7 protein-coding genes and 5 pseudogenes are annotated in these 13894 nt (G+C 39.6%); 4 read left to right on the top strand and 8 right to left on the bottom strand.

Going from position 1 to position 13894, the window contains the following annotated elements; genetic code table 11:
• Positions 1-17: 17 nt before the first annotated feature.
• From IPK31_20825 to IPK31_20815, 3 genes and pseudogenes are all read left to right on the top strand, one after another.
• A complete protein-coding gene (locus IPK31_20825) occupies positions 18-392 on the top strand; it encodes an alpha/beta hydrolase (protein MBK8090155.1) in 375 nt (124 codons plus the stop codon).
• A gap of 165 nt (positions 393-557) precedes the next feature.
• Positions 558-3166, top strand: a pseudogene (gene topA, locus IPK31_20820) (type I DNA topoisomerase).
• Between the two features lie 164 nt (positions 3167-3330).
• On the top strand, positions 3331-3555 hold the full coding sequence (locus tag IPK31_20815; protein MBK8090154.1) for a hypothetical protein: 225 nt from the start codon (positions 3331-3333) through the stop codon (positions 3553-3555).
• Between the two features lie 473 nt (positions 3556-4028).
• Here IPK31_20815 and IPK31_20810 read toward each other — a convergent pair.
• From IPK31_20810 to IPK31_20800, 3 genes and pseudogenes are all read right to left on the bottom strand, one after another.
• Positions 4029-5217, bottom strand: a pseudogene (locus IPK31_20810) (pyridoxal phosphate-dependent aminotransferase).
• 91 nt (positions 5218-5308) lie between these two features.
• Positions 5309-6034: a DUF4397 domain-containing protein gene (locus IPK31_20805; protein ID MBK8090153.1), complete on the bottom strand. Its 726-nt coding sequence runs from the start codon at positions 6032-6034 to the stop codon at positions 5309-5311.
• Positions 6031-7292 (bottom strand): annotated as a pseudogene (locus tag IPK31_20800) (serine hydrolase). Before IPK31_20800 ends, IPK31_20805 begins: the two are co-directional and overlap by 4 nt.
• A gap of 135 nt (positions 7293-7427) precedes the next feature.
• Here IPK31_20800 and secDF point away from each other — a divergent pair.
• Positions 7428-10421, top strand: a pseudogene (secDF, locus tag IPK31_20795) (protein translocase subunit SecDF).
• Positions 10422-10774: 353 nt separating this feature from the next.
• Here secDF and IPK31_20790 read toward each other — a convergent pair.
• From IPK31_20790 to IPK31_20770, 5 genes and pseudogenes are all read right to left on the bottom strand, one after another.
• Positions 10775-11671 carry a hypothetical protein gene (locus IPK31_20790; GenBank protein MBK8090152.1) on the bottom strand — a complete coding sequence of 299 codons (897 nt, stop codon included), beginning with the start codon at positions 11669-11671 and terminating at the stop codon, positions 10775-10777.
• Positions 11672-13031: 1360 nt separating this feature from the next.
• Entirely contained in the window at positions 13032-13178 is a 147-nt protein-coding gene (locus IPK31_20785) for a transposase (protein MBK8090151.1), read from the bottom strand.
• On the bottom strand, positions 13172-13345 hold the full coding sequence (locus IPK31_20780) for a hypothetical protein (GenBank protein MBK8090150.1): 174 nt from the start codon (positions 13343-13345) through the stop codon (positions 13172-13174). The genes IPK31_20785 and IPK31_20780 overlap by 7 nt, the downstream gene beginning before the upstream one ends.
• Positions 13323-13553: pseudogene (locus tag IPK31_20775) on the bottom strand (transposase). The gene IPK31_20780 and the pseudogene IPK31_20775 overlap by 23 nt, the downstream one beginning before the upstream one ends.
• Entirely contained in the window at positions 13496-13831 is a 336-nt protein-coding gene (locus tag IPK31_20770; GenBank protein ID MBK8090149.1) for a hypothetical protein, read from the bottom strand. The pseudogene IPK31_20775 and the gene IPK31_20770 overlap by 58 nt, the downstream one beginning before the upstream one ends.
• Positions 13832-13894: the final 63 nt, after the last annotated feature.

Genomic DNA, 13894 nt, shown 5'->3' with positions numbered 1-13894 from the left:
TAGCATTAAGCCTTTTTATGGAAGAACAGAAATACCAGGATCATAAAAAACTGGTATTGATTGCTCCGGCAACTGAAACAGAAAGTGCATTGAAAAGTTTTGCCGCCTTTCTGAATATTGATGACGATGTGATGGATGAGCTCCGGAAAATTATCATGGAAAAGAGTGGCCGCACAATTGATAAAATTTCAATTCGTGAATTAGCCCATCAAATTCAGGCAGAAGTATTGTGGGTGCATGATGAAGAAGATGATGTAACTCCCTGGGCTGATGCTGAAAAAATTCAGCAGGATGCTCATCCCAACTTTCAGTTTATGGTCACCAAAGGATTGGGTCACCGGAAAATTTATAAGGATAATAAAGTGAAGAAGGCGGTGATGGAATTTCTCTAGTTATAATGAATAATGGATAAATGATAATGAAAAACAGTGCAATTTTTGATATCACATTACACACTATCAATTTTTCAATTATCCATTCTTTTCTTCGATTTACCAATCATTTTATAATATTGTGCCGCCGATGTCCTCAAAAAAGCCGGCCCACACATATATAATATGTCAAAGAATTTACTCATTGTAGAAAGTCCAGCGAAAGCGAAAACCATCGAAAAAATCCTCGGAAAAGACTTCGAAGTAAAGAGTTGCTATGGCCATATCCGTGATCTTGAAAAAGATGAAATGGGCATTGATGTCAACAATCATTTCCAGCCCCGGTACATTGTTCCAGACGATAAAGAGAAGGTTGTAAGAGACCTGAAATCACTGGCAAAAAAGAGCGATACCGTATGGCTGGCAACGGATGAGGACCGTGAAGGAGAAGCGATCAGCTGGCATTTGTGTGAAGTGCTGGGTCTCGATCCTGCCACCACCAAGCGGATTGTGTTTCATGAAATCACCAAACCGGCTATTCTCAAAGCGGTTGACAATCCAAGAACGGTGAACATGAACCTGGTGAATGCGCAGCAGGCAAGAAGGATTCTTTGACCGGATTGTAGGTTTTGAACTGAGCCCCTGTTCTCTGGCGCAAAATGAGCATGCGGAATAATTTAAGTGCAGGCCGTGTGCAAAGTGTGGCGGTTCGGTTAATTGCCGAACGTGAAAGAGAGATCAACGCCTTCACTCCTGTTTCATCTTTTAAGCTGGAAGGATTATTTACAGCAAAAGATCTAAGCGACCGCAACGTTATATTTAAAGCAGAAGGAAAGAAACAGAATGCCGCCGAAGATGCAGAGAAATTTTCTCAACAGTTGCAAAGGTGCCAGCTATAAAGTAAAAGATATTCAGGTTCGTCCGGGAAAAAAATCTCCGGCTCCTCCCTTTACTACTTCAACATTACAACAGGAAGCAAGTCGTAAACTGGGTTATTCGGTAAGCCGCACCATGCAGCTTGCACAACGTTTATATGAAAGTGGTTTAATCACTTATATGCGTACCGACAGTGTAAGTTTAAGTGATACAGCTTTGGGTGATTTAACAAGAACTATCAAAGGAATGTATGGCGACCGCTACCACCAGTTCCGCAAATTCAAGAATAAGAACGAGAGTGCGCAGGAAGCACATGAAGCCATCCGTCCTACTTATATGGAGAACTCAACCATTGATGAAGCCGATGGTAAACGTTTGTACGAACTCATCTGGAAACGTACAATGGCTTCGCAGATGGCGGATGCTGAACTGGAACGTACAACGGCTAATATTTCCATCTCCACCAATAATGAAGAATTAAAAGCTGAAGGTGAAGTGCTGAAGTTTGATGGCTTTTTAAAAGTATACCGTGAAGACAAAGATGATGATGATATAACGGAAGATGATCCTTCGACACGCTCAGGAGAGGGGAAGGAATGCCGCCATTAACAGTTGGTCAGCAATTGCCACTGAAAGAATTGAATGCGGTTGAACGATTTACCCGTGCCGCACCAAGATATACAGAAGCATCGCTGGTAAAAAAATTAGAAGAGCTGGGTATCGGCCGTCCGTCAACCTACGCTCCCACTATTTCAACCATTCAAAAAAGAACCTACGTTGAAAAAGAGATAAAGAAGGTGTACGCAGGGATTTCCGTGTATTACAATTAAAGGATGATGTGCTGACCAAAGGAATGGATCAGGAAAATACCGGTGCTGAAAAATCAAAATTATTTCCCACTGATCTCGGACTTGTTGTTACAGATTTTCTGAAACAGCATTTCGAAAATATCATGGATTATGGTTTCACTGCATACATTGAAGGTGAGTTTGATGATGTGGCCGAAGGCAAATTAAAATGGAATGTAATGCTCGAAGAGTTTTACAGTCCGTTTAAAAAGATGTGACAGAACCATTGAAACGGCAGAGCGCATTAAAGGTGAACGTGAATTAGGTGTTGATGAAGCAAGCGGTAAAAGATTGTTGCACGCATGGGCCGCTTTGGACCAATGGCAGATTGGTGATGTAAGTGATGAAGATAAACCACGTTTTGCAGCCCTGCGAAGAATCAGAGTATTGAAACAATTACGTATGAAGAGGCAATGGATCTGTTTAAGCTTCCATTAAGCCTTGGTGAATTTGAAGGACAGGAAGTAAGTGTAAAATGTGGGCCGCTTCGGGCCTTATGTAAAGCTGGGTGAACAGTTCATTTCTATTCCAAAAGGCGAAGAGCCGCTGGATATAACCATGGAGCGTGCACTGGAACTGATCAAAGAAAAACAAACGGCTGATGCTCCTGTTGCACATTTTGAAACCAAACCGGTTACAAAAGGTAAAGGACGTTTCGGACCGTTTATTAAATGGGATGGTCTGTATATCAATGTGCCGAAGCGTTATGATTTTGATAACTTAACTCAATTCGATATCAACGAACTCATTGAGGCGAAGGTTGCCAAAGAAGCCAACCGTTTCATTGTGCGCTGGCCCGATGAAAATATTGCCGTGGAGAATGGACGATGGGGACCCTTCATCCGCTTTGGCAAAAAAATGCTGAAGATTGATAAGAAAGCAGATGGCACCAAATACACAACGGAGGAAGTAGCCATGATGCCGGTGGAAGAAATTAAGAAGATGATTGAAGTGCAGGTACCCAATGCATTTACAAAAAGGGAGCTGCAAAAAATCTGCAGCGAAGAAAAACAGCAACAAAAAGAAAGCTGCTCGAAAAAGCAGCAAAGAAGAAATAGAAAAGCAGAGTAATTCTCTGCTTTTTGTAAATTTAGATATGGAAAGAAAGACATCGTTGATGAATTAACTCCCCAGCAACTAGCACGCCTGAAGGAATCTATTCAGCAGGTTAAAGAGGGAAGTAGTTGCCCATGAAACTGTAAAAAGAATGTCAAGAGAATGGCTTTCAAAATAACATGGAAATAACAACACTCCCGACGAAATCAAAACCACCTTATTTATTAGGGCTTCTTTGCTTAATCCCATTAGTTGGAGCATTTGTTGGGTTAGGACTTTTGCTCTACGGACTTTTAAAATATAAAGACAAATGGCTTTCTATAATTGGGGCTGCAGGTATTGTTTGGACAATTATTGTTTATTCAACTCTTTTTTATGCAGGGAACACATATGTCAGTATTTAAGAAAGGATTTGTTGATATTTCGCAAATGCAATTAAACAGTTTAGTAAAAAATATTGAATTTTATGACTGCAGCATGGTCAATATCCTGACAGCTTACAACAACTTCGGGATGACTACAAATTAGCACCAATCGATGATCCTGTTCATGGTCTGCAAATAAAAGAAAGTTCTTATTACAACTACAGGAAGGTTGGGGACAAATATTCCCTTTCATCATCAGGACAAGACGGGGTAACAAATACAAAAGACGACTTGTTTCCACAAATAACAATCAGTGACAGTAGTAAAATAGGTTTAATAAAAATACATTGACAATATGCAACTACAGGTCTGAACCTTTTTGATACAAGTCAAAACCCGGAGAAGAATTCTTACGAATAAAAAAAAGGCTGTATCAAAATGTTGATACAGCCTTTTTGTATTTAATCCGCAAAATCCGTATTAATCAGTGTTATCAGTGTTTCTATCCCTGCTTATTTCAATTTTGCTAAAGCCTCTTTAATGCGCTTATACGCTTCTTCAATTTTCCAAACTGTTGGCAAATGATAAACGGATACATTCTGGTGAACCAAATGCACGGCCGGTAACAGTTGATACATGTGCAGTATTTAATAAATACATACAGAGGTCATCTGCATTTTCAATTTTCTCATCACCGTTTGCTTTTCCGAAATAATAATCAACTCTTGGAAAAACATAAAAAGCTCCATCGGGTTCAGCTAATTTCCATCCGGGAACTTCGCTTACCAACTGCATTACTCTTTTCTTCCTGCGTTCAAATTCTTTAGTCATAGCAAGAGTTGGAGCCTGGTCACCTGTCAATGCATCAATCGCTGCTCTCTGTGTAACAGCATTGGTACCGCTGGTAAACTGTCCCTGGAGTTTTTCACAACCCTTGGCAACATTTACATTGGCAGCAATATATCCCAAACGGTAACCGGTCATTGCATAACCCTTACTCAAACCGTTCACGATAATTACCTGTTCTTTTATTTCATCAAACTGTGCAATGCTTTCGTGTTTACCAATAAAATTGATGTACTCATAGATTTCATCAGAGATAATAAAGATGTGCTTGTGCTTTGCAAACACAGCTGCAAGATCTTTTAATTCATCTTTGCTGTAAACCGATCCTGATGGGTTACAGGGTGAAGAAAACATAAACACTCTTGTTTTGGGAGTGATGGCGTTTTCCAGTTCAGCACCGGTGATCTTGTATTTATTTTCCATTGTGGTTGGAAGAATAACAGGAACACCTCCTGCAATTTTCACCAGCTCAGAATACGTAACCCAGAACGGTGCAGGAATAATTACTTCATCGCCCTGGTCAACAGTTGCAAGAATAATATTCGCTAAGCTTTGCTTGGCTCCTGTTGATACAACAATATTTTCAGGTTTATAATCAAGGTTATTATCACGTTTCAATTTTACACAAACTGCTTCTCTCAAATCAAGATAGCCTGATACAGGAGTATAATGACTGTAGTTGTCATCTACTGCTTTTTTAGCTGATCCTTTAATGTGCATGGGTGTATCAAAATCGGGCTCACCTAAACTGAGATCAATCACATCCACACCTTTTGCTCTTAATTCACGGCCGAGCTTTGCCATTTTTAATGTTTCAGGTTCACTGAACCGGTCTAACAGGGAAGAAAGTTTCATTTAATTAAATTGTTTGCGTGCTTTTAAAATCTGAAGGATTTACAATTTTGTTTTACCGCTGCGCAAGTTAACGCATGCAAGACTATATTTGTTAGTTGTGCTGAATGATTGATAAGGATAACGAATCCTTCCCTGCCCTTGCCGCATATCCTTTTAAAAGCAGTGAATAAATGGTACCCTTTTTAAAGTTGAACTGGTATTGCTTTACAATACTGCTGTTTGATTTCTTCCTGATTTTAATGGTAACAACTGAGTCAGCATAAAAACTCTGAAATCCGCTGAATGTAAGTATATCCGCCTGGCTATGTTTCCCAGAATAATCCCTACTGCTGATGATTGCTGAATCCTGAGTGAGATTTGAAGGGCGGTTGGTAACCAAGTCAACAGTATCAATATCCGGGCTCATATGCACTAACCTGATCTTTGAGTTTTTACCAAGACCTGTTGTATCAAGATTATCTGTCAGGAAAAGTATTTTGCTTTTGATGGAATCATTGAATCGCACAAAAAAAGAAAGGTTCAATCCTTCATTGGCAAACAGCCAGCTGGCTATTTCATCTGCACCTTTTTTTATCCGGTAGTTATTGAAACCACTGTCAACAGTCAGGTTTGTTACAGTTGGATTCATCCCTGTTAAATAAGTAAGTTGCCCCACAGGCTTCAGGTTCTGCAGTAATTCGATATTGCCTGAATTGGGTGATGCATTGATCAGCTTCAGTTGAGTAGTTGTTCCCTTTACAATATCTTTTTTGTTACAGCTGTAAAAAGCAATGGAAAGAATTAAAATCAACTGCCACATAAACGTATTCACTCTCATTTGTCGTACTGCACTTTAAATTTTGATAGATTGGGCTGATACTGACGTTCCCGTTTCAACTCGTAATTATAAATTGTTTGCCCCAACTGTTCAAGAAAAGGCAAACCAACAGCATCATAATCATACTTGTCGTCATTCAGGATTCCATCGGCATTGCAGTAAATGGTGGCACTGAGCATAAACTCAACATTCTTTTCAAAATCCACGATATAAGCAACATCGGTTAAGAACCCATACGACCAGCCGACTTTATTAAAGATGCGGATCTGTTTTGGTAAAGGTTTGTGCTTTTGCGTTCCGAACATCAAAACTTGCAATAGGCATCATAAAATTCTGTTGTATCATATTCGGGGAACTTCGTTTCTGAAGGCAGCTGACTCATATACTGATATAAAAATCTGTAATCATCTGCATTTAAATCGAAGCGTTGTTGTTTAGGAACTGATTCAGGAAACAATACACTGCGTAACTGCTGATGAAGATCATTCAGATAAATCCTGTTTTTCCGGCTGAAATCAAATGCTTCATTTACCAATGCATTTTGATCATTGATATAGCCTTTCCCCAGTTTTTGATCACGGACAAGGTAATTGTAAGTGCTTATGAACTGTGGCTGTTCATAAATGATCTTCCCGCTGCTGTCACGAAAGCTGAGGGGATTAGTGGTGCGGTGCTGATCTTCAGACATGGTAATTGCAAGCCGACGGATAATCTGGGCATCTTTGTAACCCTTCTTACTCAAATGATCCTGCAGGTACTGCTGTCTCAGGAACTCATACAGCCGGTTATTGGCATCGTTATCACTTACGAGAAATATCTTTTTGATGTAATGTTCAAGGGTTGGGCGGCCATCAGGAGTTGTGGGATCGTTATAAACAGCGGTTTGCCCCGTAGATCCTTTTTCAGTGATCATGGTCGTATTTCGGGGAATGCCCAGCTGATTAAGTTTCTCCAGCGCAAGAAAGGCAACCGGCATTTTTACCATGGAAGCCGGATAGAAATAGAGATCATTCTTTACATTAAAATAGTAATTGGTGAAATGTGGCCGGTTCTTTTTGTCCCTGTCAATTCGTGTATAAACGATTTGCACCCGCAAGGAATCCCTGTTTTTCAGCACTTCTCCAAAAGCAGCCGGGTTTGCCGCCATCAGGTTTTCGAGCAGATTTTCGGTTGAAACCAATGGTTTTGTTGTTTTACAGGCTTGAAGAACGGCGATCAGGATCAGGCCAAAACAAAAAAGCTGTACCGTTTTGAACATGCTCAAAAATAAGACTTAAAGATCAACCACAGAAAGCATTAAGTGATGGAAAACAGGATGTTGACAGCTGTTCGCTTTCAAAACAATCCCCTATCTTTGCCGTCCTTAAAAAAGAACCCCAATTAATATTCTATTATGGCACTGAAAGGTTTGGTTAGGTTTTTTGCAATCATGCTGATCTTCATTTCTGTATGGCAATTAAGTTTTACGTGGATTGTCAACAATTTTGAAAGCAAGCAAAAAGCCAGAGCTGAGAAATATGTGAAAAGCAATTTCGGAAGCGCTTCCAAAAGAAACGAGAGACTCTGCTTTTAATTCAACTTACCGTCGCTATGTTGACAGTTTGAAAGAAAAGAACTGATGAACGTTGCTGTACTGTATCCTAAGTTAACGTACCAAAAAGCAATTGAGCAGGAACTGAACCTTGGTTTGGATCTGCAGGGTGGTATGAACGTAACACTGGAAGTTGGTTTAGATGGATTGATTCGCTCCATGAGTAATAATCCAAAAGATTCTACTCTTAATAAAGCATTGGAAAGTGCCAATAAAAAGAAAGCAAACAGCGATGCAGACTTTGTTACGCTGTTCCAGGAAGCTTACAGTGAGGTTTCAAATGGTGGAAATTTAGCAGCTCTCTTTGCAGGTGGGAAAAATAAGAACATTAAAATTGATGCAGGCAATGGTGCTGTCATTGAAGCCATCCGTGTTGAATCAAGAGATGCCATCAAAAGAACATACGACCGCTTAACAGCAAGGATTGATCAGTTCGGTGTTGCTCAACCCAATATCAGCTTCGATCAAAATAAAGGAATTATTACTGTAGAGCTTGCAGGTGTGGATGATCCTGAACGTGTGCGTAAGTTCTTACAGGCAACTGCCAACCTTGAATTCTGGGAAACCTACCGTAATGAAGATCAGTTGGTGCAGCAAAGTCTGCAGCAGATCGATCAGAAAGTAAAAGCGTATTTAAGCGGCGGAACCGATACAACGAAAGCTGATACAACCAAAGTTGCAGGTGTAAACGAACAACCTGTTACATCATTGATGGCTCAGCAGGTAGATGGCAAGGCAGTAGGTTACAGCAGTGCAACAATTGGCCTCATCCGTATTTCTGATACAGCTTTATTTTCAAAATATACAAAACTCGATATTGTAAAAGCTTCTATACCATCAACCATGCGTTTTCTCTACGGTGCAAAACCTGTAGGAAAAAACAAAAGAGGTGAAAGCTTACTTGAAATATTTGTCATTAAAACAGTTCCCGGTTCTGATCTTCCGAAGTTAACCGGTGAATTTATTACTGATGCCAACCAGGATTTCAATCAGCGCAATAATGAAGTACTGGTGAACATGGCCATGAGCAAAAAAGGTGCTGATATCTGGGAAAAAATGACCGGTGAAGCCTTCAGTGGTAAATATGCTATTGCCATTGCTCTTGATAACTATGTATACTCTGCACCCGGTGTAAACAATGGCGCTATTTCTGGTGGTAACTCACAGATCAGCGGATCATTTACTACACAGGAAGCACAGGATTTGGCAAGCATCTTACGTACAGGTAAACTCCCCGCTCCTGCTAAAATTGTACAGGAACAGGTGGTAGGTCCAACACTTGGAGCTGAAGCAATCAAAGGTGGTTCACTGTCTTTCCTCATTTCATTTATTGTGATTTTTGTACTGATGCTTGTGTATTATAACACAGGCGGATGGGTTGCAAATATTGCCCTGATCTTAAACTTATTATTTACAGTTGGTGTACTCAGCGCATGGGGCGCCACATTAACTGCCGCAGGTATTGCCGGTTTGGTTTTAACTATCGGTATGGCGGTGGATACCAACGTAATCATTTTTGAACGTATCAAAGAAGAATTAACCAAAGGCAAGAGCTATCAATTAGCAGTGAACGATGGTTATAAACATGCCCTTGCTCCTGTACTGGATGCACACGTAACAACCTTATTAACCGCCATCATCCTGTTGTGTATTTCGGGTTAGGACCGGTTAAAGGTTTTGCAACCACACACAGATCATTGGTATCCTTCTCAGTTTATTCTGCGGTATTCTTGTTTCCAGACTCATTACTGATTTCTGGATGAAGAAGAACCGTCACTTTGAATATTTTACCGCTATTTCACGCCGCATCTTTAAACATGCTGCTTACAAATTCATTGAGTACCGCAAGGTAGCTTATGGTATTTCACTGGTGGTATTACTGCTGGGTGTTGCATCAATCTTTAATGGTTTTGATTATGGTGTTGAATTCAGGGGCGGACGCAGTTATACTGTGAAGTTTGACCGTGAAATGAAGAATGAAGAAGTTGCAAACGAGTTGAATAAAGTGCTGAATAAGTTCCCGATCATTAAAACAGTTGGTAATAATAAGCAGTTGAATATTACAACTGATTATATGATAGAGCAACCCGGTCAGCAGGTTGATTCAATTGTAGAAAGCAAAATATTTGAAGGATTGAAAACCTTCCTTCCTGAAGGAACAACCTATCAGCAGTTCGATAAAAAATTCAAACAGAGTTCACAAACAGTACAGCCTACTATTTCTGATGACTTGAAAAAGGCGCATTGTGGGCAACCATTCTCGGCTTGCTGGCAATTACATTATACATCTTCATCCGTTTCCGTGACTGGAGATATTCAGTAGGTACAATTGTAGCCCTGCTGCATGACGTATTGGTAACATTGATCGTATTCTCTTTCCTGAGAAACATCGTTCCTTTCCCACTTGAAATTGATCAGCACTTTATTGCGGCCATCTTAACAGTAATTGGTTTCTCAATGAACGATACGGTAATTGTATTTGACCGTGTTCGTGAATACAGTGCAAAAATGTTTGGCCAGGATAAGGGTGTCATCCTTAACAAAGCCATCAATGATACACTGGCACGTACCATCATGACATCACTCACCGTGTTCTTAACATTGCTCATCCTCTTCATCTTTGGTGGTGAGGTAACAAGAGGTTTTGCCTTCGCAATGTTAATCGGTGTTATTACCGGTACTTACTCATCAGTATTTGTGGCAGCTCCAATCCTCATGGATTTTGCTAAAAACAAACCATTAGGTCAGCCGGAAAAAGATAAAACGCTGGCAAGAGCAAGACATACAATCAGCTGATAACTGATTCATATAAAAAGTAAACCCTGACATTTCTGTCAGGGTTTACTTTTTGGCCTTTGAATATTTTTCAGGGCTAAAGCCCATCTGCTTTATAACTAATAACCCCCTGCTTAAGCAAGGGGTTATTAAAGAATTAAATCGGGCCCAGCCCTGATTCTTTACAGCTTATAATTATTGAATAAAGATTGTATAGTGCTAATTACTTCTCCTTTCTTAACAATCTGTACTATCGACTCACAACTATCGGCTATGGCTTTCTTCTCTCCTCTTTGTCATCCTGAGCGTAGTCGAAGGGCCCTCTTTCGAACTCTTAGCCCACATCTTACCTCCTGCTTCTTACTTCCTGCCTCTTATTTATACCCCATCCATTTCCTGCTCTGCTTATTAAACACCCAGTAAATATCATTGCAGAACGTAAAGTTGAAATAAGTTTCCAGTTCAAAGTCAACAGGCAGTTTAACGATCTGGCTCATATACCCAGTTTTAATGTCGTAGAGTTCAACCTGTTTTTTGGTAATGTTCAGCAAACCGATTTCAGCGCCTTTTGTTCCGGTGTAAATAAGGGAACGTGTATTATAATTGCTTTCAAAATCTGTAGTGGTTGTCTGTACTCCGTCCTTTGAATTCATGGAGCCGATATGGAGCTGAATTGTTTTGCGTTTATCGGTACCATCCGTATTGTAGCAGGTAATATTCAGTCCATCCAGAAACAGCACTTCATTATCTTCTGTATTGAGCACACCTGCACTGTTTTTATCGGGCTGATAAGATCCTTCTTTAAACACCTCAATGGTTTCAGGTAATCCTTTTTTGTTGAGATCATAGGTAAACCATCCAAATGCATCGTAGCCATTACCGCCGATCTTTTTTGTTTTGGGGTTGTACCACAACCCTCTTACATCAATCAAAGTTGCCTGGTCTTCTGCAGATAATATATCTCCATCCTTATCAAATATCACTAGTGGAAATATTTTATTACCTGCCTGTGCTGCATAATACAACTTTTCTTTTGGGTGATATACAATGGCTGCACCATTAGCCCCGCCTTCAGGTATTTTCATTTCCATTACTTTCTCAGCTGAAATAATGCGGAGTTCTTTGTTGCCTCCACCACTGTTGTTTTTAGATTCTTTATCACCTGCATCTCCCATAATTGCAGATACGGCTGCAGGTTTTTTCTTTTGTGCAAAATTGCTTGTGCTGATGCCGAGGGTTAGGACAAACAAAGGGAGGATAATCTTGTTCATGTGAAACTATTTTACTGCGAGTTACAACATATTCCAGTAAGTGCCAATACCAACTGGTGGGTAAATTACAAAAGTGAATGCAAAAGGGGGTTCGATTTTTATAAAAGAGATAGCGAAACTGGAAATGTTGCAAACTGAAAAGGAATATGATTGCAGCTTATTTCTTTTAACTGTATGCTAAGGCTGGAAACCAACATGAGCAAAGGGCTGCAAGTTACTCTTCAAGCGACTGTAGATATCGTTCAAGACGCTGCAGAATGTAATAAAGGCAGTGCAGAATGAAAAAAAGGCAGCGTAGATGTCAATAAAGAAACTGCGGAAGTGAATAAAGCTGTTGCAGCTATCGTTCAAGAGACTGTAGAATGTAATGAAGGCAGCGTAGCATGAAGAAAGGCAGTGCAGAGGTCGTTCAAGACGCTGCAGATATGAAAAAAGACGCTGTAGATTGCGGTTTAAGTGGATGAAAATGAGGGTTTTATGCGGTAAAAGCGGATCAGAAGCTGAAAGACTAAATATGGTGAAACTTTACCAGGAATTACTGGCTGCAATTTGCATCTTGTCTGTAGTTGCAAACTACAGACAGCATTCATCTTATTGTTCATTACTCATCGTTTACCAAAACCAGCTTTACATGCTTGGAATACTATGTATAGCAGAGGGACGCCAACATGAGCAATAACTACAGACAGCACTCATCTTTTTATTCAATACTCATCGTTTACCAAAACCAGCTTTACTTGTTTGGAACACTAAGGATAGCTGAGTCCCCGCCAACTAATTTTTTTAATATTATTAACTGCATGTTGGCGGGACACCATCATGAGCAAGAAATTTAAAAATCTTTCAATGCGAATGTTAGATAAATGGGATACCATACAAGCAGAACAATAATAAAAAGCAATTCCTGCATTTTTTTACTCTTAGCTCCAAAAACAATCGTCAACAAAGAAAACAATAAGATCACAAGTGGGCTATATATCAAACAAAACTCATGTAAGAAAGGAAAAGCTCCAAATACATTTATCGGCACTTTTAAAATAAACCTGAAAAAAAATAAAAGTATTGGTAAATAAAATAAACAAGTGATCCCTATGAAAAAACGTAAAATAATTGGTTTCATAATTTTTTTAGCTGTTGTTGGCGTATTCTAAGATATTACCAAATAATATTATGCAGCTAATTTTACTTCATACACTTTTTGTTTTTTAATAACAGCGTAGACTCTTTCAATCAGTTTGGCCCTGATGATATTGAGTACACTCATTTTAGGCTTTCCCTCTTTGACCTTTTGGTCATACTTTGCTTTTAGTTCCGGGGTCTTGCTGTATAGCACTTAGCGCAGCCATGGTTAATAATGATTTTAATTTTTATTTGCCAGGTGACTAACTCTTGTTTTACCTCTGATACTTATTCCTGAACTATGTTCAAAAGTTGCAACACCACAATAGCTGATAGGTTTCCTTACATCACTGAACCGAGTAGCAAAATTTTCTGTTGCTATCAGCAGGTGAACTGCTGTATAAAACCAATACCTGTTACGCTGCTGGCTAACTCATAGTTGGTTTGTAATGATTGAGTCAAACACATCGCCTCTTTAATAGCAGTTTCTGCTTCTTTAACCCCTCTTGTGTCAAAACTTCTATTACATACTTCATAGAGGCAACCATTTTTCATTTACTTTTTCCCCCATTTGTGACACAAGCTCATGTAGCTTACATTGATACGATGCCTTGTCTGTTACGAGTTTGTCACGTTGATTCATGATCTGCTGTAGCTCAAGCTGAGCATCACTTAATGGAGTCATTGGTTGCAATTCTTCTCTCCTCATCCAGCCATACTTACTGATAAATCGGGCATCAACTTTATCATTTTGCCCTCCACCATTCCTAAGAACGTTTTATATCCAATGCCGGGTCGTTTTACAAACTTTATCTGCTGCTGTTCTAAATAGCGTTCAATACCATAGGTGTAAATACCTGTGTATTCCATTACTACCAGTAAGCCTTCCGTATTCTTCAGTTCTTTGTGCAGCCATCGGCTAATTGACTTAAACCCTTTACTGTCATTACTTACAGATGACAGGCTCTGTTGCTGAACAAACAGGTGACAATCCAAGGTATGCTTGGATACATCTACACCCATGATGTTTGTAATTTTCATAACTTTAATTTTAGAAAAATAAAAAGTGTTACCCTTGTACTAAGACCTTTAATAGTCCTTCAT

The sequence above is a fragment of the Chitinophagaceae bacterium genome (assembly GCA_016713085.1).
Lineage (GTDB): Bacteria > Bacteroidota > Bacteroidia > Chitinophagales > Chitinophagaceae > Lacibacter.
The sequence above is the reverse complement of the archived record's forward strand: the minus strand, read 5'-3'. Positions and strand labels throughout refer to the sequence as shown.

Coding starts and splice junctions, on each gene's coding strand:
- IPK31_20770 (MBK8090149.1), bottom strand. CDS start 13,831: ATGAAAATTACAAACATCATGGGTGTAGATGTATCCAAGCATACCTTG.
- IPK31_20805 (MBK8090153.1), bottom strand. CDS start 6,034: ATGAGAGTGAATACGTTTATGTGGCAGTTGATTTTAATTCTTTCCATT.
- IPK31_20780 (MBK8090150.1), bottom strand. CDS start 13,345: ATGAAAAATGGTTGCCTCTATGAAGTATGTAATAGAAGTTTTGACACA.
- IPK31_20790 (MBK8090152.1), bottom strand. CDS start 11,671: ATGAACAAGATTATCCTCCCTTTGTTTGTCCTAACCCTCGGCATCAGC.
- IPK31_20815 (MBK8090154.1), top strand. CDS start 3,331: ATGGAAATAACAACACTCCCGACGAAATCAAAACCACCTTATTTATTA.
- IPK31_20825 (MBK8090155.1), top strand. CDS start 18: ATGGAAGAACAGAAATACCAGGATCATAAAAAACTGGTATTGATTGCT.